This is a genomic window from Actinomadura kijaniata NBRC 14229 (assembly GCF_001552175.1).
In the GTDB taxonomy this organism is placed as follows: Bacteria; Actinomycetota; Actinomycetes; order Streptosporangiales; family Streptosporangiaceae; genus Spirillospora; species Spirillospora kijaniata.
This window is the reverse complement of record NZ_BCQR01000011.1, coordinates 14,523-35,303: the sequence shown is the minus strand read 5'-3', so window position 1 is coordinate 35,303 and position 20,781 is coordinate 14,523. Positions and strand designations below refer to the sequence as shown.

Here is a 20,781-nt window from a genome sequence, read left to right as displayed (position 1 = left end):
GCGCGGCTAGGCGGGCTCGATCTCCGCTGACGCGACCACCCTGCCGAAGCGGGGCAGGCTCAGCGTCGTGGCCGCGCGGTGCTCGTCGGCGGTGAGAGCCGTCATCGCGTCCTCGGCGAACAGCAGCTCGTAGCCGTGGTCGTCGGCGGAGCGGGCCGTGGACTCCACGCCCATGTTGGTGGCGATGCCCGCCAGGACCAGCGTGGTCACCTCGCGCTGTTGCAGGGTCCAGTGCAGGCCGGTCTGGTGGAAGCCGCCGACCGTCCGCTTGACCACGACCGCGTCGGCGAGCGCGGCGGCGCGTTCGGCCAGGTGGCTGCCCGGGGGCTGCTCGGCCGTGGGGCGCTCGGAGCGCAGCGCGACCACCAGGGCCCCGGCCGCCCGGAACCGTTCGGCGAGGCGGCAGCCCGCCTCCAGCGCGTCCGCCCCGGGACGCGGCGCGAGCGGCAGGTCGACGATCCGCTGCATGAGGTCGACCAGGACGAGGGCGGTACGGGCGGGATCAACGGTGACCATGATCACACCATAGGGGGTGATCTGCACCACCCTGGACAGCGACTGAACACTTGTTTAGTGTGCTGAACATGCGTTCAACAAACGACGACCGGACCGCCCGCGCGGTCATCCGCGACGAGGCGCTGCGGCTGTTCGCCGAGCACGGCCCGGACACGGTGACGGTGCGGCGGGTCGCCGCCGCCGCCGGGGTCTCGCCGGGACTGGTGATCCACCACTTCGGGACCAAGGACGGGCTGCGCGAGGAGGTGGACCGGCATGTCGTCGAGACGTTCGACGGCATGCTCGGGGAGCTGACCGCCGACTCCTCGGGCGGCGGGTCGCTGGCGGCGGCGCTGCTGCGGTACCTGCCGCCGGACTCCCCGATCCCCGACTACCTGCGCGGGCTGCTGCTGGGCGACGGCGAGGCCGGGCGCGCGCTGTTCCGCCGCCTGTTCGAGGTGAGCCGGGCCAGGCTGGACGCCATGCCGGAGGACGCCCGGGGGCCCGACCCCGCGGTGCGGGCGGCGTTCCTGACGGTCAACGACCTGGCGATGATCCTGCTGCGCGACCGCATCACCGACGTGCTCGGCCTCGACCCGCTGTCGACCGAGGGGCTGGTCCGCTGGACGTCCGAGGCGATGCTGGTCTACACCCGGGGCCTGCGGCCATGAGCGCGCGGCCGAGCTGGTTCTTCGGGACCGGGACCACGGCGGCCGAGTACGCGCTGCCCTGCGCGGCGGCCGTCGCCGGGATCGCCGGACTGCTGGCCTCCGCCCGCGGCCTGGACTGGGAGTGGTGGCGCCACCTGGTGGCGATCGCGCTGGTGGTGGACCTGGCCGGGGGCGTCGTCGCGAACGGCCTCGACGCCGCCAAGCGCTTCTACCACGGTCCCCTGCCGCTGCGGCCGACCCGCCTGAACCGCCTCCTGCACGACCCGGTCGGCTTCACCGCCGTCCACGTCCAGCCGATCGTGGCCGGGCTGGTGTTCGGCGGGCCGTGGTGGTGGGGGCCGCTGTGGTACGCGTGGGCGCTGGCCGGGGTCGTGCTGGTGGTGCGCGCGCCGTCGTACCTGGCGCGGCCGGTGGCGCTGCTGGTGGTGCTGGCCGGGGTGATGGCGTCGACGTCGCTGCCGGACCCGGCGGGCTTCGGCTGGCTGCCCGCCGTGCTGCTGCTCAAGCTGGTGCTGGCCCACGCCGTCCCGGAGCAGCCGTACGAGCGGGTGCCCGAGGGCGGCCCCGCGCGTCGGGGGACGTGATCGGTAGGTTCGGCGTGTGGGCGGAATGGCGGGGACCGTCGGGACGGCGGTCGGGATGTTCGTCGGGACGAACATCGACGATCTCGTCGTGCTGACGGTGCTGTTCCTGTCCGCGCGGGCCGACGGGACGCCGCGGGCATGGCAGGTGTGGGCCGGGCAGTACGCCGGGATCGCGGCGCTGACGGCGGTGTCGATCGTGGCGGCGCTCGGGTTGACCGTGGTCCCCGACGACTGGGTGGGGCTGCTGGGGCTGGTGCCGTTCGCGCTGGGGGTCCGGGGGCTGGTCGGGGCGCTGCGCGGCGGGGACGACGACCCGCCCGCCGTCGCCGCCGGGGTGCTGTCGATCGCCGGGGTGACCATCGCGAACGGGGCCGACAACATCTCCGTCTACACGCCCGTCTTCCGGACCGTGGGAGCCGGGGCGACGGCCGTGACCGTCGCGGTGTTCGCGGCCGGGGTCGCGGTGTGGTGCCTGGCGGCGTCGTGGCTGGGGTCGCACCGGTGGGTCGTCGGGCTGGTCGAGCGGTACGGGAGGTGGCTCGTGCCGGGGGTGTTCATGGCGATCGGCGCGCTGATCGTCGCGGAGTCGGGAGTGCTGGGGCGGATGCCGTGACCGTGGACGTGCACGTGGTGCGGGTGTTCTGCGACGAGGACGGCCGGTTCGGGAACCGGCTGGGCGGCGTGTTCGACTCTGCCGGGCTGCCGGGCGAGGCGGGGACGGCGCTGGCGGCGCGGCACGGGAGGCCGCTGACGGTCCGCCAGGGCCGGGGGTCGGTGATCTCCGCGCGGCCCGCACCCGGGGCGGGGCGGGCCGACGTCGGCGGGCGGGTCGTGCTGGACGGCGTCCGCTCCGTGGCGCTCTAGACCTCCGGGTCGCCCCAGGCCAGGACGTCGATCGCGGCGCCGGTCGTCAGCGTTCCGGGCCGGGTGACCGAGAGCTTGACCCCGAACGCCACCCCGCCGCCGGGCGCGCGACGGTAGGTCGCGAGCGTGCGCAGCGGCTCGGGTCCGGCCTTGGCGGCGGTGTCCTGGTCGACCAGGGTGACCGCGCAGCGGAGCGCGGGCTTGGCGTAGGCGAGTTCGGCGTCGCCGACGGCGAGGCGGCGGACGCGGTCCTCGCGATGCGGGTCGTCCCAGCCGTCGATCACCAGGTTGGGGCGGAAGCGGGACAGGGGGACCGGCGGGCCGGGAACGCGGTCGTTCAGCGCGCGCAGCGTCGCGCGGGAGACCGCGTGGACCGCGCCGCTGTCGGCGTAGGCGGCGCGGCCGGGGACGAGGCCGTCGGTCACGCGGTCGAGCCCGGGCGGGAAGCGGACCAGGCGACTAGGGGTGCCGAGCGCCTCGGTGAACCATTCGGCGGCGGTCTCGCCCTGGTCGATTCCCTGGTAGGGGGCGCCGAACATGGTGACGTCGCGGCGTCCGGCGCCCAGGTCGACCTTGAGTCGCAGGTCGTCGAGGCCGGGCGCGCGGAGGGTGAGCTCCTCTCCGTCCTCGGAGACGTCGGGCCGGATGAGCGCCAGGCGGGGGTCGCGACGCTGGCTTCGGAACGTTCCGTCCGGCCCCGTCACCATGAACGCGCGGTCGTGCGCCAGGCCCGCCGGGGTGAGGACGGCGGCGGCGCGCGGGACCCCGGCGCAGCCCTTCACCGGATACGTGATCAGCTCCACGATGGTCGCCATGGACGCGAGCCTAGGAGTGATCATCCGCTCGGGGCCAGGGCGGGGCGCGATACCTGACGAGGATCTGTCAGATACCGCGACGAGTCCGGGCCGCCGGGCCGGTCGGCACCCGTGGCCGCCACCGGAGGAGGGCATCGGATGAGGGAACTGGTCGTCACCGAGAACATCACGCTCGACGGGGTCATCGACGCGGCGAAGGGGTGGTTCGCCGTCGCGAACGAACCCGGGGTGGACCAGTCGGACATGACGGCGGTGCTCCGAGAGCACATGGCCGCGAACGACGCCGTGCTGTTCGGTCGGGTGACGTTCGAGGAGATGCGCGGCTACTGGCCGCACCAGACCGACGACACCTCCGGGGTGACCGCGCACCTGAACGCGGTGGAGAAGTACGTCGTGTCGAGGACGCTGCGCGATCCGGGGTGGGAGCGGACCACCGTGCTGCGCGGGCCGCTGGAGGAGGAGGTCCGGGCGTTGAAGGCCGCGCCGGGCGGGGACATCGTCGCGACCGGGAGCACGACGCTGGTGCGGGGGCTCGTCGCGGCCGGGCTGGTGGACGAGTACCGGCTGTTCGTCCACCCGGTGGTGGTCGGGCAGGGCACGCGGCTGTTCGAGGAGGCGGAGATCCCGAGGCTGCGGCCGGTGGAGACGCGGCCGTTCCGCTCGGGGGTCGTGCTGCTGCGGTACCGGGCGGGGTGACGCCGCCGGGCGCGGCTGGCATGCTGTCGGTCATGACCGACACGCGAAAGGACGATGCCGCGTAGGCGGCCTTCACGGGTACGCGCCGAGTCGCGCGACCGTTCCCCCTACCTTCGTGACCAGCCGGGTCCGGCGTCCGCGTCGTCCGCGCTCGTCGCCGCGTTGAGAGTGCTGGACCGCGAACGTTTCTTGCCGGGCGCCGGTGTGCGGGCGCTGCGCCGCTGGGCGGAGATCTCCCGGGAGCCCCGGCCCTACTGCTGCCCCTGCTGCGACGAGGGGCACCGCGAGGTCATCGAGGTGGCCCTGCACGCGTTGCCGCCGCGGACGGCGCGGGAGCTGCGGGCGCTGGTGGAGCCGCTCGACGCGGCGTTCGCGGCCCGCACCTCCCCCGATCCGTTCGCGCCGCCCGACGACCCGTGGTGGCTGCGGCGCCATGCCGACTGAGGCGGCTACAGGCCGTGGCGGCGGGCCTGGAGTTCGGAGCGGACCAGTTCGAGGAGGCGGCCGATCCAGTTGCGGCCCTCCTCGCCCGTCCCCCAGAACGGGGACGGCGCGGAGGCGTAGTGGATGCGGCCGTCGCCGGTGGCGAGCAGGACGTCGGCGAGGTCGGGGTGCTGGTCGAACTTCGTCCGCAGGAGCTCGGTCATGACCGCCAGCCGGACGTCGTCCCAGCCGGGACGGCTGGGGCCCTCGGCGGCCAGGTCGCGGGCGGCGGCGCTGTCGCCGGCGCGGACGCGTTCGGCCAGCGCCTCGTCGGTGGTGGACAGCGCCCAGTAGGCGTGCTCGACCGTCGGGTAGGTCGTCCCGTCCACGGTGATGGGGGCGGGGAACTCGTTGCGCAGGCCGTGGCTCTCCGGGTACATCGGCTTGCCGTAGTTCAGCACCACGGTGGGGGAAGTCGTCGTCTCCCGCGGCTCGCGCCGCCGGAAACCCGGCACCCCGTACTCGGCGAAGTAGTCGAGCGCCCACTGCCTGACCTGCTCGGTGACGACGAGGTGGCCGTCCCGCGTCATGGCGTCGTCGGCGTACTCCAGCTCGTAGGTGGTGTAGTCGTCGCAGACGTCGCCGATCCCGGCCACCAGCAACCGCAACGGGACGTCGCGGTGGTCCATGTCGCCGAGGACGTAGACGCGCTGGTGGGACGGGATCGCCTCGTAGGCCGCCCTCAGCGCGAGACGGTCCTCCTCCCGCCGGGTCTCCAGGTACCGGGACACGGCCTCCAGGCACCGTTCGGCGGAGGTCGGGCGGCCGTTGAGCTCCTCGATGACATCGGCGACCTCGCCCAGCAGGTCCTCGGCCGACACCGCCGTCGCCGGTTCCGCGAACCGCCAGCTCGCCAGGTGGTGGACCGAGGCCCGCCCGTCGGGCTCCAGCTCCGTCGCGATCCAACCGGACTCCAGCTTGCCGCGCAGGCCGTCCAGGTCGGTCCACCCCCAGCAGTCGATCGCGCCGTCGGCGAAGATGGCCATGTTCGTCAGGTAGTAGTCGCCGTTCCGGACGAACACCGGGCGGAGAACGCCTTCGATGCGTTCGCCGTCGACGACCCGGTACGTCCGGTCGAGAGGCATGCCCGACAGGCTAGTCCTTCCCGATCACTTCTCTGCGAAGTCCGCGCCGATGTCGGGCCCCGTCCCTACAGTTCCCGATCATGGACATTCGAGGTAAGCGGGTCGTGTTGGACTCCTCTGTGCTCTCCGGACACCAGGAGGGGCTGCGGCGACGCCTGGAGGAGCTCCGCGCCGAGGTGGTCCCGAGGTCGCTCGGCCCCGGCGACGTGGCGTTCGGCTGGTCCGGTGACGCGTTCGAAGGGGTCCCGGTGCTTCCGGTGGCCGAGCTGGTGGACGCGGTCCTGAGCGGCGGCGGCCATGACGTCGCCGTGCCCGAGTGGTTCGCGGAGGAACGCGAACGGCTCGCGGCCCTCGAACGCGAGCGCGGCGTCACCGACGAGCACCGGGCCGCGACGGCGCGGCTCCGCGAGCTGGGCGCGCGGCTGCGGCACCCCTACGTCAACGCGGCGGCGACGTTCAAGGACTACGCGCTGAGCCCGTGCGGACGGTGGCTGGCGACCGCCCGCTGGGACATGCGCGACGACCGCGGCACGCTCCAGATCTGGGAGATGGGGACCGGACGGTCGGTGAACGTGATCGACGAGATCGAGGAGGGGGTCGGCTGGCCCGGGTACCGCGAGACGGTCCAGTGGTCGGCGGACGGGACGCGGGTCGCGGTGGCGTTCAGCACCAACCTGGTCGGCGCGTGGGAGGCGTTCGGCGAACGCCTCGACCCGCTGGGGACCGCGGACGTGACCGACGGCAAGGACGCGGCGGCGGTCTTCGCGTTCAAGCCCGACGGGAGCGGCGCCTACATCTCGATGCGCGGCGACCACGAGGTGACGGGGTGCGTCGCGGCGCTCGACCAGGGCAAGATCTTCCACCCCGAGTCCGAGCACGGCGTGGAACAACTCCCCGAGCCGATCCCCGAGGAGTTCGCGCGTCACCTCGACGATCGCGAGTGGTCCTTCGTCCGGGTGCGGTGGTCGAAGGACGGCACTCGGCTGCTGGGGTCCGACGGCCGTGGCTGGGCGTGCTCGGTCGACATGCCGGGCGGGCGGATGCGGTGGCTGGTGCGGGCGGACTTCCCCGTCGAGTTCAGCCCGGACGACCGGCGCCTGGCGTCCGTCACCGACGGGCTCCTGCGCGTGTTCGACGCCGACACCGGCGAGGAGGTCGGCGAGCCCGTGCGGCAGGCGGAAGGCTCGCTCCACTGGGGCATGCGCGGGAACACGCCGGTGCTGGCCGTCGTGGCCGAGCACGGCGGCGGCGTCACCGTCCACGACGAGAACGGCCGTCCCCTCCACCGCCTGGACATCGCCACGACCGGGAACACCGGCCGTGGCTTCTTCGAGGGCGAGGAGCGTCCGTGGGCGTGGGCGCCGTCCGGGACGCACGGGGCCTGCCTGACCGGCGACGGCCGGGTCGAGGTCTGGTCGCTGGACGACACCGCGGCGCGGGTCGGGTCGTTCCCGGTGCCGGAGGGGTCGGTGGCGGTGCTGTGGGGGGCGGGCGACGTGCTGGCCGTGCTCGGCGAGCGCACGCTGCGGTTCGTCCGGGCCCTGACGGGTGAGGCCATGGGCGACTACACGTTCGGCGAGGACGAGGACGGCGAGGACGACGAAAACGAGCCGCCCGTGGAACAGGGGGACCTGCTGCACGGCGTGTTCGAGGCCGACCCGTTCCCGCTGGGCGGCGGGCGGTGGGGCGTTCTGGCGTCCCCGGCGGCGGGGCCCGGCGAGGCCCTGGTGATCACCGACGGGGAGAACCGCGACGACCTCGACGCGGTGCTGGCGTGGGTGGTGGGACGCCGGTTCGCGTGGCCGGTCCGATGGGGTGACCTCGACGTCGTCCCGGACGTCGAGGCCGCCGAGGACCGGCTCGCCCGCTGACCCCCGGCGGACCACCGGCGCGGATCGCATCAGGCGATCTACGAAAATCTACAGCGACCCGAGTAGATATTTGGGCGGACGGCAGGTAGAGTTCCTGTCATCGAACAGCGAAGGTCCAAAAGACGCGGCAGAGGACGAACTGCCCGTACAGATGGATGGCGCAGACCGGGCGTGCCGGGGCCAGCGCAGTGGAAGGGGCTCCGGCAGCCGGTCTGCCGCCCGGCGGACGACGAGCCGCCGGTGAGGAGAGACGCAGTACCGCAACACGCAGATGAAGTTGAGGAAAGGAGAGTTCGGCGCCATCGGGATCGCCCGCAGCAGGCTCCAGTCACGCCGCGCGGGTACCGCAGCCTCCACGAAAAGGACGGTGGTCTACGGTCACGCATTCGCGATCCCCACGTCCCCGCGGAAATGAGCGGTCGACGTGGAAGACCGGCCGCAGGGCCGGGTAGATGGTGTTGTACCTCTGGGCCCCGGCGCCGCGGTTTGGCGCCGGGGCCCTCGTTGCGTTCCCTCCACCGCGGCAGTACTGATAAATGGAAGCACCGACGGCAGTACGGAAGGTTTCGTGACAGCACCTGAGCCGGCCCTGACCGGCGACCAGCAAGCACTCGTGCGGGCGGTCCCCGACGACAGCCTCGACGACAAGTTCGAGGACGAGGACTACCCGGCCTACAGCATGGGCCGCGCCGCCGAGATGCTGGGGGTCACCCCGGCGTTCCTGCGCAGCCTGGACGCCACCAAACTGATCGTCCCCCAGCGCTCGCCCGGCGGGCACCGCCGCTACTCGCGCTACCAGCTCCGCCTGGCGCAACGCGCCCGCGACCTGGTCGACCAGGGCACCCCCCTGGAGGCGGCCTGCCGCATCATCATCCTGGAAGACCAGCTCGCCGAGGCCCAGCGCATCAACGCCCAGCTTCAGCGCGAACGCCAGCACACCTGACCGCTACCAGGGCACCGGACCGTCGTGGGTGAAGAACCCGGCGGTGGGGCCGCCCGCGTCCAGCGTGGCCAGGTGGACCAGGATCGCGGCGCCCTGGGCGGGCGTCAGGTGTCCGGTGTGGTTGTTGCTGTCGGTGTCGACGTAGCCGGGGGCGGCGGCGTTGACCAGGATGCCGTCCTTGCGTAGTTCGTTGGCGTACTGCACGGTCAGGGCGTTGAGGGCGGCCTTGGACGGGGTGTAGGCGGCCGAGGGCAGCAGCGCGGCGAAGGGCCCGTCGGGGTCGCTGGTCAGGGCCATCGACGCGGCGTGGCTGCTGACGTTGACGACGCGCGGGGCCGAGGAGCGGCGCAGCAGCGGCAGCATGGCGTTGGTCACCGCGATCACCCCGAACACGTTGGTCTCGAAGACCGCCCGGACCATGTCCAGCTCGACGGTGCTGGGGATCTGGTCGGTGGCGTCGGTGGGCGAGACCTGCCCCGAGCCGGTGATCCCGGCGTTGTTGATCAGCACGTCCAGGTGACCGAAGTGTTCACTGATCTGCCGGGCGGCCTCCTGGACGGTGACCGCGTCCGTGACGTCCAGGGTGAGCGCGTGCGCCTCACCGCCCGCCGCACGCAGCGCCGCTGCGGACTCCTCACCGCGCTGCGCGTCCCGGGCACCGACCAGGACGGTCATGCCCAGCGCGGCAAGCTGTTCGGCGGCCGCGCGGCCGAGGCCCTTGTTCGCCCCGGTGACCAACGCGATCTTCTGTTGGGTGGTGTGCTCGTTCATGGCCAAGCTCCTGTCGTTGGCACGGCATGCTGACGACCATGGAGATGCCGGTGCCCCGATCCCTGTGACAGCCCAGTCATGTGACGTACGCCACCGACCGCGGACGCCACCGGGCGGTGGGCGCGGCTCACTATGATCCGTAGCGGTTCCGCGCCCGACGCGGCCCTTCGACCAGAGGATCCGCGGTGCCCCCTGCCGACGACGCGACCCCCGCCGCCGAGGTGGACGCCTCGCCTCCCAACTCACCTCCCAACGCCTACGGCTGCCTGTTCCCCTCCGCGGGGCTGCACGCGCTGGGCCTGGTCCTGGCGCTGTCCCCGCTGCACTGGACGGCCGTCGGCTACCTCCTCGCCCTCCTCGGCGCGAACCTGCTGGCGATCACCTGCGGTCTCGCCCGGCTTCCGGCCGGCTCCCCGGAGAGACCGCGCGCCGTGCGCGCGGCGGACCACCAGATCCTGTACGGGGCGGCGGCGACGGCCATGACCGTGGTCGTGGCAGCCGTCACCGCGGACGACACCGCCGTCTGGATGGGGTACCTGTGCCTGGTCCCGGTGGGCACGGGGATCTACACCCGTGGCGGCCTGCTGGGGTGGGACCGCGCCCTGCCCGCCGGGGCCGTCACCGCCCTGGTGGTGGCGGTTCCCCTGCTGTGCGCCACGGGCGCGCTGTTCGCCCACGGCACCGAACGCCTCCCCGCGCTCACGGTCCTGCTGACGATCGCCGGTGTCGGGCTGCTGGGCGTGAGCCTCTTCCGCTCCCGAAGGGGCGTCGTTCCGGGCGCGGTCCTGCTGTCGCTGGTGTGCGCCCTGTTCGTCACCAACTTCACCGGCGGCCTCCACGCGTGGCTGGGCGTCGCCGGGCAGCGCGTGGACTGCCGCCACGTGGACACGACGGAGTTCCGGCCGAGGGCGGCGTCGCCCGAGGCCGTCCACCACTACCGGTGCGGGGACCGGCGGATCGACGTCCGGGGGTCCGAGGCGGGCCGCGCCGCCGACGGGGCGCTGCTCGTCGACCCCACGGGCGTCTCCGACCGCGGCCTGCGCGTCGCGGAGGCCCCCGGCGGGCGCGGCATGCTCTGGTGGGCCACCCTCGCCGCCGTCATCGCCGCCATGGGCGCCGTCCTTCTCCTCAACAAAAGATCGCGGCGGCTCTGAGCCCCTGCGCCCGTAACGGCCTAAGCGCCCTCGCCCTTCAGCCCGTCCACGACAAGGGACCACCAACTGTTGGGGATTTCGAGGGCAGGCCGGTCCGCTTCCGTCAGGCGGCGGCGCAGTTCCTCGACGGCCTCACGACGTCCTTCCCCGGCGACAGCGCCGACCTCCGCCAAGAGGATTCCGCATTGGTGGAGGAACGTGACGAAGTGATGAACCGTGCTGTTGATGATCTCCATGTGCGGGGCGCTCTCGTTCAGGGAGAACACGCCGACGAGCCCGTTGCGAATGTTGAGGAAATACCGCGACTCCTCGTCGCCGGGAGGACCGCCGATCACCAGGATCCTGCCCTCCTCACCGTTGGCGTCGAACTCGTGGGCGGAGAAGTTGACCGGCTCGCCCACGACCCGCGTGGTGAAGACCCCCGGAACATGCCGGGGAAGACCGACGTCGGCGAGAACCCGCGCGGCTTCGAAGCCAACGCCAGCGTCGCGGAGCTGGTCGTAGTTCACCGAGGTGACGTTGTCCTCGCCGAACGTCCCCACGAGTTCCGGATACGAGGTCATCGAAACCGCGTCCACCCGACTTCACCGCCGTTCCCTGGGAAGGTGCCTCCAGGATGATCATGCTGACACACGCGGGCTCCCGGGGTGCGCGTTCAGCTCCCGCCCGCTCGGTCCGGTGCACGCCCTGAGTCTGGACCGGTCGGCCGACCGGTCCAGACTCGGAGACCCGGGAGGGGTTCTGGCGGGTGACGTCGGCGACCTTCCACTGGCCGGAGGCGTCCTGGTACGGGTGGTAGCCGTGGGCGTGCGGACCGGGGGTCCCCGCCCGGGTGCCCGGCACCATGGTGCCCTTCAGCCCGAGAGGGCGCAGGATCCGCCGCTGCATCTCCTCGCCGTAGGGGCAGCCGGTGACCTTCTTGACCAGCAGCGAGGCCGGCACGTAGTCGGCGTTGGAGTAGCTCCAGCCCTTCCCCGGCTCGAACCGCTTCCTCCAACGCCAGCCGCACCAGCTCCTCCGGCGGGTAGGCCTTGAACCGGTTGGCCACCCACTCCTCGTCCTGCCGGGGGATCCCCGGCACCGGCGTGCCGTCGTCGTAGTATCCGCCGACGAAGTCGTAGATCCCGGTGGTGTGCTGCAACAGCATCCGCACGGTGATCCGCTCGTCCAGCTCGAACTGGGGCAGGTGACCGGCGACCGAGTCGTCCAGCCCGAGCTTCCGTCGGCCACCAGCCGCAGCACCAGGATCGCCACGAAGGTCTTGGTGCTGCTGCCGACGCGGAACCGCCCGCTGGTCGGCGGATTGGCGGGCTGGCCCAGCTTGCGCACCCCGGCGCTGCCGACCCACTCGCCCTCCCGTCGCGCACCCGTAGTTGCATCCCGGCGAATCCGGCGTCGACGAGCGCCTGCATGGCCTTCTGCAACTCGGGGCGGTTGTGAGCTGCGGCGCCGGTGTCCGGGGCGGCCATCGCGGGCACGGCCGTCCCGGCCAGCAGCGTGGTCGCCATCGCCGTGACCGTCACTCGCCGGAGGATCCGTCGCGTCGGGCCGTCGTTGCGGTTGGTGGTGCGGGGGGGTTCACCTATGACCGTCCCTTGTCTTGTGAGAGCTGGTCGTTGGCGCGGCCCGAAGCGCGAGGCCGAGGCGGCCATGCGGTGAGCCTGGGCCCTGCCCCAAGGTCAAGGTCAACCTCCCGGCGCGGCCACCGGGGTGGCCGCGGGGCGGGGTCGTCCCAGGCGGTTCCTTTCACCGAGGGCACCGTTTTCACCGGAAGATCGCGGGATTCCGGGAGGCGCGTCTAGCCTGGCGCCATGGACAGGGTGGCGGTTCGGGTGGCGAGGGTGTTCGACGGCGAGCGCGTGCTCGACGGCCCCGTCGTGGTGTTCGTGGAGGACGGGCGTGTTCTCGGCGTCGAGCGGGGCACGGCGGTGCCCGGCGGATGGCCGACACGGGACCTGCCCGGCGGCACCCTGCTGCCCGGCCTCATCGACGCGCACGTGCACCTGTGCGCCGACGGCACGCCGGGACCGCTGGACCGGCTCGCCGGACACTCCGCCGAACGACTGGACGCCACCATCGAGGCGTCGCTGCGCGCGCACCTCGCCGCGGGCGTCACCACCGTCCGCGACCTCGGCGACCAGGACGGCGCCGTCCTGTCCTGGTCGTCGCGCGCCACGGCGGGCCTTCCCACCGTGCTGGGCTCGGGCGCGCCGATCACCACGCCCGGAGGCCACTGCTGGACGATGGGCGGCGCGGTGCGCGGCGTGGCGGAGCTCCGCGCGGCGGTGCGGCGGCGGGCCGAGCAGGGCGCGCACGTCGTGAAGATCATGGGCAGTGGCGGCGTGATGACGCCGGGCACCGACACCATGCGGCCCCAGTTCACCGACGAGGAGATGCGGGTCGCGGTCGCCGAGGCGCACGCGGCCGGGCTGCCCGTCACCGTGCACGCGCACGCGCTGACCGCCGTCCGGCAGGCCGTGGACGCCGGAGCCGACGGCATCGAGCACTGCACCTGCGTCACCCCCTCGGGGGTGCGCGTTGACGACGCCCTGCTCGGCGCGCTCGCCGGCGCGGGGGTCGTCGTGTGCCCGACGCTGGGATCCGACCCCGGGTTCGTGGTGCCGCCGGAGATCGTCGCGATGGCGGCGCGTGCGGGCCTCACGCAGGGGGCCCTGAACGAGGTGGTCGCCCGCCTCCACGAGGGCGGGGTCCGGCTGGTCGCCGGGACCGACGCGGGCATCGGCCCGCCCAAGCCCCACGGGCTGCTGCCGGTCGCCCTCCGCGAGTACGCCGGGTGCGGCATGCCCGCGACGGACGTGCTGGCCGCCGCCACCTCGGCCGCCGCCGCGGCCTGCGGCGTGGCGGACCGCAAGGGCTTCGTCCGCCCCGGCCACGACGCCGACCTGCTCGCCGTGGACGGCGACCCCACCGCCGACATCACCACGCTGGCCAGGCCCCTCGCCGTCTACCTGGCCGGGGAACCGGTGAACGCGCTACCGGACCAGCGGCCAGACCCCGGAGCCCGGCACCACGGCCTGAGGTGACGGCGACGGGGCGGCCGTCCACCGAAGCGACGTCCATACACGTGATGTCACCCTCCGCTCCGGGCGCGGCGGCCGGGTCTCGGTGCTCGTCGGGGGAACGGACGGGGCGTTGCGGGTGACCGTCTTCTGGCGGGGTAGCCGGTCAGCGCAGCGCCACCACTCCGGTCGCCGTGCGGACGTAGAGCATCCCGTCCGCCGGGAGCACGGCGGAGGCGGTCTCCTCGTAGAGCGCCTCGTCGTTGGGCTCCTTGAGGTCGATCTCCAGGCCCGTGTCGAGGGTCCAGCGCGGTTCCCCCGTCGCGGCGTCGAGGGCGAGGACCGTTCCCTTCGAGGTCGCCGTGTAGACGGCTCCCGCCGCGAACACGGGCGTGCCGACCCCGGCGGCGGGCAGGCTCCGGGTCCACGCCTCCTCGCGGGTCTCGATGTCGACGGCGTGGACGGCGGGCCCGTCGCCGCGGGTCGTGAAGTAGACCCTCCCGTCGGCGACGGCCACGGATCCGTTCGGTGCCGCCTGCCGCACCCGGTGGCGCCACCGCGGCTTGCGGGTGAGGGGGTCCAGGCCCACGATCTCGTCCGTGGCCCGGTGGACCGGCTTCCAGATCAGGCCCTCCGCGACGGTGGCGTGCGGAGGGTTGTCCCCGTACGACTCCTCCCGCGGGGAGTACCTGAACCGCCGCTTGCCGGTGCGGAGGTCCAGGGCGAGGATCCCGCCGTGCGTGCGGTTGCCCTCCCAGCCGCAGGGCAGGCAGAGGAGGTCGTCCGGACCGGCCGCCGGTGCGGTCTGCACGCAGCCCTCGGCCTTCCTGTTCCACCACAGCGGGGTCAGGTCCGGGAGGCCGAGCGCCCGCACGCCCGAGTTGAGGCCGATGAGCAGGAGCGTGTCGCCGACGACGGCCGGGTAGCCGCCACGGCCCACCTTCCGCAGGAGCGCGCCCGACCGGAGGTCGAGGATCCCGACCTCCCCGTCGTCGAGCTCCTCGTCGTGTCCGGCGTCGGCGAAGCCGTCGAAGTAGCCCGTGCCGTCGCACACCCCGACGACGACCTGGTCCCGCCACACGTCGACGGCCGTCGTGAACACGTCGTATCCGGGGCCCGGTGTGCAGTCCTCGTCGGGGGAACGCCAGCGCCGCTCGCCCGTCGCCGCGTCGAACGCGTGCACCCGGCCTGCGGAGTCGCCCGCGAGGAGGGTGTCGCCCGCGAGCACCGGTGTGCCGTGCACCGGGAAGCCCGTTTCCGCGGTCCAGGCGATCCGCGCGCGGTCGGGCAGTCCGGTGGCCGGGTGAGCGCCGCTTCGTCCGCCGTCCGCCATTCGCACCGTCCATGCCGACCCGACCGGGAAATGAAGATCAACAATAGGCCGCGCGCCGCGCGGAGGCCATGTCGCCGGGGAGGACCCCACCGATCAGCGTGGGCGGCTGAGGGCGGCCTCGGCCAGGTCCGTCCACTTCTCGACCGAGGAGTGGGGTACGACCACCCAGTCCTTGACCTCCCTGCCCCGCCCCGAGGGGTCGAACAGGGACGCTCCGGGCAGCTTGAGCGCGGCCGTGTGCTCGGGGGTGTCCCTGACCAGCCGGAAGACCATCGCGCCGTCGCGCTGGAGGCTCGCGAACACCTTCCCGTTCTGGTCCTTGAGCGCGGGACTGCCCATCATCCGGGAGATCCCCACGCCCAGGTCGGCCAGCTCGGCGCCGACCTGCCTGAAATCCTCTTCCGCGCTCATCGTCAGCCGGTCTCCCACTCCATGACGGCAGGGCGCTCAGGCTAATCACCCCCACGGAAATGATCAAGATCGGAACGACAGGCCGCGTTCGCGCAGGGCCTCGCGGAGGATGCCGACCGCCTTCGGACCCACGCCGTGGATCTTCAGCAGTTCCCTCTCCGACAGGGCGGTGAGCTGTTCCAGGCGCGTGTAGCCCTGGTGGACCAGGGCCCCGCGCGCCGGGTTTCCGATCTTGGGGAAGTCCGTGATGTCGTCGGTCATGATCGGTCAGACCCTCCGGGGTGCGGTTTCTCATCGGTGGACGGCATGCGGCTTTTCCTGGGATCTGACGGGCTCGGAGCGCTGCCCGCGTGGCTGCCCGAGACGCGGAGGGCGGTGGTCGTTCCCACGGCCGCCACGCCGCTGGGGTCGCCGCCGTTCGTCGCGGCGGCGTTCGCCGTGCTGCGCGGGGCGGGTGCGCGGGTGGAGGCCCTTGAGCTCGCCGACGCCTCGGAACGCGACGTCGCGCGGGCGTTGCGGGGCGCGCGGGTCGTGTTCGTGACCGGCGGTCATGCGATCCATCTGCTCCGGCACGCGCGGCGGAGCGGGTTCGACCGGGTGGTGGTCGAGGCCGTCCGGGAGGGGCGGCTCGACTACGTGGGGATGTCGGCGGGCGCCGCGCTGGTGGGGCCCGACCTGGAGTGGTTCCGGGACCCCGGGGATCCGGGGGTGGTGGGGTCGGCCAGGGGGCTGGGGCTGGTGCCGTTCACCGTGCTGGCGCACCGGAACCGGGGGCGGGCCGAGCGACACGACCGGCTGGGCGGTCTCTCGATCAGGGACGACCAGGCGGTGGTGGTCGACGGGGAACGCTGGCGGATCATCCCCTCCCCTTCTTGTTGCGAATGATTTGCAATAAGCTGGCGCCGCCGATCCTGAGGGAGGAACATGCCGGTCAGGCCCGAGGTCGTCGACGACTGGGTGCGGGGGTGGACGGTTTCCCGTGGAACATCGGCCCCCGTCGCGGTGCCGGACGGGTACCGGATCGACGTCGGGCGGCCGGGGCACCTGGTCCGGTACGTGGTCCCCCGCTTCGACCCCGAACGCCTGCGACGCCTGGCCGGGCCGCTGACCGGGCCGGGAACGTGGCTGAAGCTGTTCGCCGACCCGGCGGACGTGCTGGCGGCGCTGCCGGACGGCTGGAAGGAGGACGCCCCCGGCTTCATGATGACCGCCGCGCTGCGGACCGCCGAGATCGCGCCGCCCGACGGCTACTCGCTGTCGGTCGTGGAGGAGGACGGCGTCCTGCGTGCCGCCGTGCGCACCGGGAACGGCCTGGTCGCCGCCCGGGGGCAGGCGGGCCTCGCCGGGGACGTCGCCGTCATGGACCAGATCGAGACCGACCCCGCGCACCGGCGGCGGGGCCTCGGCGGGCTCGTCATGACCGCGCTCGGGCACGGGGCCGCGCTGCGGGGCGTCGGGCGGGGCGTGCTCGGCGCGACCGTCGAGGGCCGGGCGCTGTACCTGTCGCTGGGCTGGGAGGAGCACTCCCCGCTGGTGTCGGTCTACCGGCCCTGACCCGTGACCTCGTCCCGCAGGACGCTGTAGAGGACGCCGTCGCGCCAGGCCCCGTCGCGGAACGTGACGCTGCGCATGACCCCCTCGCGGGTGAAGCCCGCCTTCTCCAGGGCGCGCTGCTCGGCGCGGTTGTCCACCTCGGTGCCCGCCTGGATCCGCACGGCCTGGGTGTGCGCGAACAGGTAGCGGACGACCTGGCGCTGCGCCTCGGTGCCGATGCCCCGGCCACGCGCCTCGGGCAGCAGGTTGATGCCGATCTCCCAGCAGAACGAGGAGCGCGAGGTGACGACCTTCCACCAGGCCACGAACCCGTGCGTCTCGGTGTCGGAGCAGACCATCAGCATGCTGCGGTCCGTGCCGAGCAGGCCGTCGTCGGCCCAGCGGCGGCGCCAGACGTTCGGGTCCGACCAGCCGTACCACTCGAACGCGCCCGCGGCCTCCGGGTCCGTCAGGTGGCGGTCGAGGACGTCCAGGTCGCCCTCCAGTACGGGACGGAGCCGCACGGGGGCGGGGACTGAGGTGTCAACGGGCTCGGCGCTCACAGGTCACGCATCGTAGGCCCGCATGGCGAGCGCGGCCACCCTCTCCAGGTCCTCCCTGCTCGCGCCGTCCTGGGCCTGGCGGGACATGCCCTGGATGACGGCGGCGTAGTAGGTGGCCAGGGCGGTGACGTCGGTGCCCGCGGGCAGGCGGCCCGCGCGGACGTCGTCGGCGACGCGTTCGCCGATGGCGCGCTTGGACGCCTCGCGGTGGCCGCGCAGCTCCTCGACGACGTCGGGGTCGGCGCAGTTGGTCGCGGCGGTGATGATGAGGCAGCCCGGAGGGTGGGCCGGGTCGGTGTAGTCGGCGGCGGCCTGCGCGAGGACGCGTTCGATCGCGGCGCGGCCGGTCGGCTCCTCGCGCAGGGCCCGCGTCGTGGCCGCGCCGTAGGTCTCCTGGTAGCGGCGGATCGCCTCGGAGAACAGCGTCCGCTTGTCCCCGAACGCCGCGTACAGGCTCGGCGGGCGGATCCCCATCGCGCCGGTCAGCGCGGCGATGGAGGTGGCCTCGTAGCCGTCGCGCCAGAACGCCACCAGGGCCTTCTCCAGCGCGGCGTCGCGGTCGAACGAGCGGGGCCGGCCCGCGGTCTTCGTCATACCCGAATTCTATAGCGATCGATACAGCTTGACCTCAAGTTAAGTCAAGGTCGCAGTCTGGGGTGCAGGCCGCCGAGCCCAGTCATCCGACAGATTCCCCCGGCGGCCCGGACCCGTAGCTTCAAAGAAGTCGGAAAACGGCTCTGAGCAGGGAAAACAGGAGGATGTCATGACCGAGCAGCCGCTGCGCGTCGCCATCATCATCGGCAGCACCCGGGACGGCCGGTTCGGGCCGACCGTCGCCCGGTGGGTCGAGGAGCAGGCGAGCGGGCACCCCGGGCTGGACGTCGAGGTGATCGACCTGGCCGACATCCCGCTGCCGCACGCGCTGGGCACCCGCCCCGCCGACCCGGCCGGGCTGGACCGGGCCACCGCCGCGCTGGAGACCGCCGACGCGTTCGTCGTGGTCACGCCCGAGTACAACCACAGCTTCCCCGGCGTGCTGAAGAACTTCATCGACACGCACTTCACGCAGTGGCAGGCCAAGCCGGTCGCGTTCGTCTCCTACGGCGGGATGGCGGGGGGCCTGCGGGCGGTCGAGCAGCTCCGGCTGGTCTTCGCCGAGCTGCACGCCGTCACCGTGCGCGAGTCGCTGTGCTTCCACAACCCGTGGAACCGGTTCGGCGAGGACGGCCGCCCCGACGACCACGAGTCCGCCTCCGTCGCCGCGAAGAAGATGTTCGAGCAGCTCGCCTGGTGGGCGCACACCCTGCGCGACGCCCGCGCCACTCGTCCCTACGCGGCCTGATCCCCCGTTTTCCCCCGCGAATCCCTAGGAGTTCCCCATGGCCACCGCAGCCCCGCCCCGGGAGGATGCCGCCGCGTCTCCCGCCGCCGACCCCCGCGCGATGACGATCGCCCTCGTCCTCGTGCTCGGGGCGATCATGACGACCCTGGACATGACCATCGTCAACGTCGCGATCCACCGGTTCACGCTCCAGTTCGACGCGCCCCTGTCGACCGTGCAGTGGGTCACGACCGGGTACTCGCTGGCGCTGGGCGCGGTGATCCCCAGCACCGCGTGGGCGGTGGGCCGGTTCGGCGCGAAGCGGCTGTACCTCGTGGCGATCGTGCTGTTCGTGGCCGGGTCGGTGCTGGCGGGGATGGCGTGGAACATCCAGTCGCTGATCGCGTTCCGGGTGGTGCAGGGCCTCGGCGGCGGGATGGTGATGCCGGTCGGCATGACGATCCTGATCCGGGCGGCCGGGCCGGACCGGATGGGGCGGCTGATGTCCACGCTGGGGCTGGCGATCCTGGTCGGCCCGCTGGCCGGGCCGGTGCTGGGCGGCTACCTGGTGGACGAGGTGTCGTGGCGGTGGATGTTCCTGCTCAACCTGCCGCTCGGCGCGGTCGTGCTGCTGCTGGCCACGCGGATCTTCCCCGGCGACGTGCCGGGTGAGCGCCGCCCGCTGGACGTGCTGGGGCTGGCGCTGCTGTCGCCGGGGCTGGCGGCGTTCGTGTACGGCGTGACGGCCGGGGGCGAGCGGGGCGACTTCGGCTCCGCCGGGGTGCTGGTCCCGACGGTCGCCGGGGTCGTGCTGGTGGCGGCGTTCGTGGCGCGGGCGCTGACCGCGCGGTACCCGCTGATCGACCTGGGGCTGTTCCGGAACCGGGCGTTCGCGGCGGCGACCGCGACCACGACGGTGTTCGTGCTCGGCTACTTCGGCACGATGATCCTCGGCCCGCTGTACTTCCAGGTGGTGCGGGGCGAGAGCGCCACGGTGGCGGGCGCGCTGGGCATCCCGTTCGCGCTGGCGTCGGGCACGGCGATGCAGGTGACCGGGCGGATCGTCGACCGGGTGGGGCCGGGCCGGGTCGTGCCGTTCGGGGTCGTGACGGCGGTCGCCGGGTTCGGGCTGTTCACGTTCCTGCTGTCGGCGGACGTGCCGTACTGGGCGCTCGGCGGGGCGATGCTGCTGATGGGCGCGGGCGGCGGATCGACGATCATGCCCGCCATGACGGCCGCGACCAAGCAGCTCGCCCCCGGGCAGGCCGCGTCGGGCAGCACGACCGTCAACCTGATCAACACGACGATGGGCGCGGTCGGCACTGCGGTGATCTCGGTGGTGCTGGCCGCGAACCTGCCCGGCGGGTCGGGCGCGCTGCGCGGCGCGGTCCCGGCCGACGCCGGGGCGTTGACGGAGGCGTTCCGGGGGACGTACGTGTGGTCGCTGGCGTTCGTCGCGCTGGCCATCGTGCCCGCCCTGCTGATCCCGCGCCGGAGGTGAACGCGCCGGCGGCCCCGGTCCCGCGTGGACCGGGGCCGCCGGCGTGCCCGGTTCAGCGCGCGGACCACAGGGCGCGGACGGCCTCCACGACGGCCGCGCGGCGGCGGGCGAGGGCGACCCTCTCGTCGTCCTCGTCCAGCACCAGGCGGCGCAGCTGGGGGACCGCGAAGTTCCAGGCGATCAGGCCGAGCAGCGTGAACATCCAGTCCTGGGCGGCGTGGACGCGGGCCCGGTCGCCGGGCGCGTCGGCGGCGTACCCGGCCTCGACCCAGCCCCGGACGTGGCCCCGGTAGGCGTCGCGGCGCTCCGGCTCGCCCTGGACGGGGCCGGGGCCGTTCTCCAGCGCCTCCCAGAGCAGCAGGCGGACCAGCTCGGGATGCTCCTGGTACCAGTCGAACAGCCGGCCGACGGTCTCGGCGACGTCGTCCGGGTCGAGCGCGCCCGTCTTGCAGACCTCGTCCACCTTGGCGCCCACGACCGCGCCGAACAGCTTCTCCTTGTTGCCGAAGTAGAGGTAGATCGCCTGCTTGTTGGCCTTGGCCGCGGCGGCGATCCGCTCGATGCGCGCCCCGGCCAGGCCGTGCGCGGCGAACTCCTCGGTGGCGGCCTGGAAGATCCGGCGGCGGGTGGCCTCGGCGTCGTACCCCATACCGAAATTAAACCATCC

General features: G+C 73.2%; 25 protein-coding genes and 1 pseudogene. 14 read left to right on the top strand and 12 right to left on the bottom strand.

Annotated elements, in window-relative coordinates; genetic code table 11:
• Nucleotides 1-6: 6 nt before the first annotated feature.
• Complete coding sequence (locus tag AKI01S_RS04800; protein ID WP_067812583.1) at nucleotides 7-516, bottom strand: isochorismatase family protein; 510 nt, start codon at nucleotides 514-516, stop codon at nucleotides 7-9.
• A gap of 68 nt (nucleotides 517-584) precedes the next feature.
• Here AKI01S_RS04800 and AKI01S_RS04795 point away from each other — a divergent pair, with 68 nt between their 5' ends.
• The 4 genes from AKI01S_RS04795 to AKI01S_RS04780 are packed head-to-tail and all read left to right on the top strand — an operon-like array spanning nucleotide 585 to nucleotide 2,614.
• Nucleotides 585-1,166 carry a TetR/AcrR family transcriptional regulator gene (locus AKI01S_RS04795; RefSeq protein ID WP_067812582.1) on the top strand — a complete coding sequence of 194 codons (582 nt, stop codon included), beginning with the start codon at nucleotides 585-587 and terminating at the stop codon, nucleotides 1,164-1,166.
• The gene (locus AKI01S_RS04790) at nucleotides 1,163-1,750 is read left to right on the top strand and encodes a hypothetical protein (RefSeq protein WP_067812522.1); all 588 of its coding nucleotides are present in this window, start codon (nucleotides 1,163-1,165) and stop codon (nucleotides 1,748-1,750) included. Before AKI01S_RS04795 ends, AKI01S_RS04790 begins: the two co-directional genes overlap by 4 nt.
• Nucleotides 1,751-1,775: 25 nt before the next feature.
• Nucleotides 1,776-2,363 (top strand): cadmium resistance transporter, encoded by a 588-nt coding sequence (locus tag AKI01S_RS04785; protein WP_067812521.1) that lies wholly within the window; start codon nucleotides 1,776-1,778, stop codon nucleotides 2,361-2,363.
• Complete coding sequence (locus AKI01S_RS04780; RefSeq protein WP_067812520.1) at nucleotides 2,360-2,614, top strand: 3'-5' exonuclease family protein; 255 nt, start codon at nucleotides 2,360-2,362, stop codon at nucleotides 2,612-2,614. The genes AKI01S_RS04785 and AKI01S_RS04780 overlap by 4 nt, the downstream gene beginning before the upstream one ends.
• On the opposite strand, the gene AKI01S_RS04775 is transcribed toward AKI01S_RS04780, so the two are convergent.
• Nucleotides 2,611-3,429: an MOSC domain-containing protein gene (locus tag AKI01S_RS04775; protein ID WP_067812519.1), complete on the bottom strand. Its 819-nt coding sequence runs from the start codon at nucleotides 3,427-3,429 to the stop codon at nucleotides 2,611-2,613. The two genes, AKI01S_RS04780 and AKI01S_RS04775, sit on opposite strands and share 4 nt — an antisense overlap.
• Before the next feature lie 138 nt (nucleotides 3,430-3,567).
• On the opposite strand from AKI01S_RS04775, the gene AKI01S_RS04770 reads away from it, so the two are divergent.
• Nucleotides 3,568-4,125, top strand: a complete 558-nt coding sequence (locus AKI01S_RS04770) for a dihydrofolate reductase family protein (RefSeq protein WP_067812518.1) — start codon at nucleotides 3,568-3,570, stop codon at nucleotides 4,123-4,125.
• A 162-nt stretch (nucleotides 4,126-4,287) separates the two neighbouring features.
• Nucleotides 4,288-4,569, top strand: a complete 282-nt coding sequence (locus AKI01S_RS04765) for a hypothetical protein (protein ID WP_218009551.1) — start codon at nucleotides 4,288-4,290, stop codon at nucleotides 4,567-4,569.
• A gap of 5 nt (nucleotides 4,570-4,574) precedes the next feature.
• Here the strand turns inward: AKI01S_RS04765 and AKI01S_RS04760 are convergent, their stop codons facing one another.
• A complete protein-coding gene (locus tag AKI01S_RS04760; protein WP_067812516.1) occupies nucleotides 4,575-5,693 on the bottom strand; it encodes an NADAR family protein in 1,119 nt (372 codons plus the stop codon).
• An 80-nt stretch (nucleotides 5,694-5,773) separates the two neighbouring features.
• On the opposite strand from AKI01S_RS04760, the gene AKI01S_RS04755 reads away from it, so the two are divergent.
• Both AKI01S_RS04755 and AKI01S_RS04750 read left to right on the top strand, forming a co-directional pair.
• Nucleotides 5,774-7,564 carry a WD40 repeat domain-containing protein gene (locus tag AKI01S_RS04755; protein WP_157419663.1) on the top strand — a complete coding sequence of 597 codons (1,791 nt, stop codon included), beginning with the start codon at nucleotides 5,774-5,776 and terminating at the stop codon, nucleotides 7,562-7,564.
• A 679-nt stretch (nucleotides 7,565-8,243) separates the two neighbouring features.
• Nucleotides 8,244-8,507, top strand: a complete 264-nt coding sequence (locus tag AKI01S_RS04750; protein ID WP_083998916.1) for a MerR family transcriptional regulator — start codon at nucleotides 8,244-8,246, stop codon at nucleotides 8,505-8,507.
• Between the two features lie 3 nt (nucleotides 8,508-8,510).
• Here the strand turns inward: AKI01S_RS04750 and AKI01S_RS04745 are convergent, their stop codons facing one another.
• Nucleotides 8,511-9,278: an SDR family oxidoreductase gene (locus AKI01S_RS04745; RefSeq protein ID WP_067812514.1), complete on the bottom strand. Its 768-nt coding sequence runs from the start codon at nucleotides 9,276-9,278 to the stop codon at nucleotides 8,511-8,513.
• A gap of 185 nt (nucleotides 9,279-9,463) precedes the next feature.
• On the opposite strand from AKI01S_RS04745, the gene AKI01S_RS04740 reads away from it, so the two are divergent.
• A complete protein-coding gene (locus AKI01S_RS04740; RefSeq protein WP_067812513.1) occupies nucleotides 9,464-10,432 on the top strand; it encodes a hypothetical protein in 969 nt (322 codons plus the stop codon).
• A gap of 20 nt (nucleotides 10,433-10,452) precedes the next feature.
• Here AKI01S_RS04740 and AKI01S_RS04735 read toward each other — a convergent pair whose 3' ends face one another.
• Both AKI01S_RS04735 and AKI01S_RS54585 read right to left on the bottom strand, forming a co-directional pair.
• Nucleotides 10,453-11,010 (bottom strand): SUKH-4 family immunity protein, encoded by a 558-nt coding sequence (locus tag AKI01S_RS04735; RefSeq protein ID WP_067812512.1) that lies wholly within the window; start codon nucleotides 11,008-11,010, stop codon nucleotides 10,453-10,455.
• A gap of 259 nt (nucleotides 11,011-11,269) precedes the next feature.
• Nucleotides 11,270-11,374: pseudogene (locus AKI01S_RS54585) on the bottom strand (hypothetical protein); the annotation flags it as partial.
• 869 nt (nucleotides 11,375-12,243) lie between these two features.
• Here AKI01S_RS54585 and AKI01S_RS04730 point away from each other — a divergent pair.
• Nucleotides 12,244-13,476: a metal-dependent hydrolase family protein gene (locus AKI01S_RS04730; RefSeq protein ID WP_067812511.1), complete on the top strand. Its 1,233-nt coding sequence runs from the start codon at nucleotides 12,244-12,246 to the stop codon at nucleotides 13,474-13,476.
• 142 nt (nucleotides 13,477-13,618) lie between these two features.
• Here the strand turns inward: AKI01S_RS04730 and AKI01S_RS04725 are convergent, their stop codons facing one another.
• The 3 genes from AKI01S_RS04725 to AKI01S_RS04715 form a co-directional block, all read right to left on the bottom strand.
• A complete protein-coding gene (locus tag AKI01S_RS04725; RefSeq protein WP_067812510.1) occupies nucleotides 13,619-14,785 on the bottom strand; it encodes a PQQ-binding-like beta-propeller repeat protein in 1,167 nt (388 codons plus the stop codon).
• 93 nt (nucleotides 14,786-14,878) lie between these two features.
• A complete protein-coding gene (locus AKI01S_RS04720; RefSeq protein ID WP_067812509.1) occupies nucleotides 14,879-15,196 on the bottom strand; it encodes a hypothetical protein in 318 nt (105 codons plus the stop codon).
• A gap of 63 nt (nucleotides 15,197-15,259) precedes the next feature.
• Nucleotides 15,260-15,457 (bottom strand): helix-hairpin-helix domain-containing protein, encoded by a 198-nt coding sequence (locus tag AKI01S_RS04715; protein ID WP_067812508.1) that lies wholly within the window; start codon nucleotides 15,455-15,457, stop codon nucleotides 15,260-15,262.
• A gap of 45 nt (nucleotides 15,458-15,502) precedes the next feature.
• On the opposite strand from AKI01S_RS04715, the gene AKI01S_RS04710 reads away from it, so the two are divergent.
• Nucleotides 15,503-16,081 (top strand): Type 1 glutamine amidotransferase-like domain-containing protein, encoded by a 579-nt coding sequence (locus AKI01S_RS04710; RefSeq protein ID WP_157419662.1) that lies wholly within the window; start codon nucleotides 15,503-15,505, stop codon nucleotides 16,079-16,081.
• 39 nt (nucleotides 16,082-16,120) lie between these two features.
• Nucleotides 16,121-16,750, top strand: a complete 630-nt coding sequence (locus AKI01S_RS04705; RefSeq protein ID WP_067812506.1) for a GNAT family N-acetyltransferase — start codon at nucleotides 16,121-16,123, stop codon at nucleotides 16,748-16,750.
• Here AKI01S_RS04705 and AKI01S_RS04700 read toward each other — a convergent pair.
• Together AKI01S_RS04700 and AKI01S_RS04695 are read right to left on the bottom strand one after the other, a co-directional pair.
• Complete coding sequence (locus AKI01S_RS04700) at nucleotides 16,738-17,292, bottom strand: GNAT family N-acetyltransferase (protein WP_245681475.1); 555 nt, start codon at nucleotides 17,290-17,292, stop codon at nucleotides 16,738-16,740. The two genes, AKI01S_RS04705 and AKI01S_RS04700, sit on opposite strands and share 13 nt — an antisense overlap.
• Before the next feature lie 3 nt (nucleotides 17,293-17,295).
• Nucleotides 17,296-17,886, bottom strand: coding sequence for a TetR/AcrR family transcriptional regulator (locus tag AKI01S_RS04695; protein WP_067812504.1), 591 nt, complete (start codon nucleotides 17,884-17,886; stop codon nucleotides 17,296-17,298).
• A gap of 169 nt (nucleotides 17,887-18,055) precedes the next feature.
• Here AKI01S_RS04695 and AKI01S_RS04690 point away from each other — a divergent pair, with 169 nt between their 5' ends.
• On the top strand, nucleotides 18,056-18,634 hold the full coding sequence (locus AKI01S_RS04690) for an NADPH-dependent FMN reductase (protein ID WP_067812503.1): 579 nt from the start codon (nucleotides 18,056-18,058) through the stop codon (nucleotides 18,632-18,634).
• A 37-nt stretch (nucleotides 18,635-18,671) separates the two neighbouring features.
• Nucleotides 18,672-20,114, top strand: coding sequence for a DHA2 family efflux MFS transporter permease subunit (locus tag AKI01S_RS04685; RefSeq protein ID WP_067812502.1), 1,443 nt, complete (start codon nucleotides 18,672-18,674; stop codon nucleotides 20,112-20,114).
• 52 nt (nucleotides 20,115-20,166) lie between these two features.
• Here AKI01S_RS04685 and AKI01S_RS04680 read toward each other — a convergent pair whose 3' ends face one another.
• Nucleotides 20,167-20,763, bottom strand: a complete 597-nt coding sequence (locus AKI01S_RS04680; protein ID WP_067812501.1) for a TetR family transcriptional regulator — start codon at nucleotides 20,761-20,763, stop codon at nucleotides 20,167-20,169.
• Nucleotides 20,764-20,781: the final 18 nt, after the last annotated feature.

What these genes read in the sequence shown, in the direction of transcription:
- AKI01S_RS04695 (WP_067812504.1), bottom strand. Translation starts at nt 17,886, where the DNA reads ATGACGAAGACCGCGGGCCGGCCCCGCTCGTTCGACCGCGACGCCGCG.
- AKI01S_RS04790 (WP_067812522.1), top strand. Translation starts at nt 1,163, where the DNA reads ATGAGCGCGCGGCCGAGCTGGTTCTTCGGGACCGGGACCACGGCGGCC.
- AKI01S_RS04795 (WP_067812582.1), top strand. Translation starts at nt 585, where the DNA reads ATGCGTTCAACAAACGACGACCGGACCGCCCGCGCGGTCATCCGCGAC.
- AKI01S_RS04720 (WP_067812509.1), bottom strand. Translation starts at nt 15,196, where the DNA reads ATGAGCGCGGAAGAGGATTTCAGGCAGGTCGGCGCCGAGCTGGCCGAC.
- AKI01S_RS04725 (WP_067812510.1), bottom strand. Translation starts at nt 14,785, where the DNA reads ATGGCGGACGGCGGACGAAGCGGCGCTCACCCGGCCACCGGACTGCCC.
- AKI01S_RS04800 (WP_067812583.1), bottom strand. Translation starts at nt 516, where the DNA reads ATGGTCACCGTTGATCCCGCCCGTACCGCCCTCGTCCTGGTCGACCTC.
- AKI01S_RS04770 (WP_067812518.1), top strand. Translation starts at nt 3,568, where the DNA reads ATGAGGGAACTGGTCGTCACCGAGAACATCACGCTCGACGGGGTCATC.
- AKI01S_RS04730 (WP_067812511.1), top strand. Translation starts at nt 12,244, where the DNA reads ATGGACAGGGTGGCGGTTCGGGTGGCGAGGGTGTTCGACGGCGAGCGC.
- AKI01S_RS04750 (WP_083998916.1), top strand. Translation starts at nt 8,244, where the DNA reads ATGGGCCGCGCCGCCGAGATGCTGGGGGTCACCCCGGCGTTCCTGCGC.
- AKI01S_RS04690 (WP_067812503.1), top strand. Translation starts at nt 18,056, where the DNA reads ATGACCGAGCAGCCGCTGCGCGTCGCCATCATCATCGGCAGCACCCGG.
- AKI01S_RS04710 (WP_157419662.1), top strand. Translation starts at nt 15,503, where the DNA reads ATGCGGCTTTTCCTGGGATCTGACGGGCTCGGAGCGCTGCCCGCGTGG.
- AKI01S_RS04745 (WP_067812514.1), bottom strand. Translation starts at nt 9,278, where the DNA reads ATGAACGAGCACACCACCCAACAGAAGATCGCGTTGGTCACCGGGGCG.
- AKI01S_RS04685 (WP_067812502.1), top strand. Translation starts at nt 18,672, where the DNA reads ATGGCCACCGCAGCCCCGCCCCGGGAGGATGCCGCCGCGTCTCCCGCC.
- AKI01S_RS04755 (WP_157419663.1), top strand. Translation starts at nt 5,774, where the DNA reads ATGGACATTCGAGGTAAGCGGGTCGTGTTGGACTCCTCTGTGCTCTCC.
- AKI01S_RS04715 (WP_067812508.1), bottom strand. Translation starts at nt 15,457, where the DNA reads ATGACCGACGACATCACGGACTTCCCCAAGATCGGAAACCCGGCGCGC.
- AKI01S_RS04775 (WP_067812519.1), bottom strand. Translation starts at nt 3,429, where the DNA reads ATGGCGACCATCGTGGAGCTGATCACGTATCCGGTGAAGGGCTGCGCC.
- AKI01S_RS04760 (WP_067812516.1), bottom strand. Translation starts at nt 5,693, where the DNA reads ATGCCTCTCGACCGGACGTACCGGGTCGTCGACGGCGAACGCATCGAA.
- AKI01S_RS04705 (WP_067812506.1), top strand. Translation starts at nt 16,121, where the DNA reads ATGCCGGTCAGGCCCGAGGTCGTCGACGACTGGGTGCGGGGGTGGACG.
- AKI01S_RS04680 (WP_067812501.1), bottom strand. Translation starts at nt 20,763, where the DNA reads ATGGGGTACGACGCCGAGGCCACCCGCCGCCGGATCTTCCAGGCCGCC.
- AKI01S_RS04785 (WP_067812521.1), top strand. Translation starts at nt 1,776, where the DNA reads ATGGCGGGGACCGTCGGGACGGCGGTCGGGATGTTCGTCGGGACGAAC.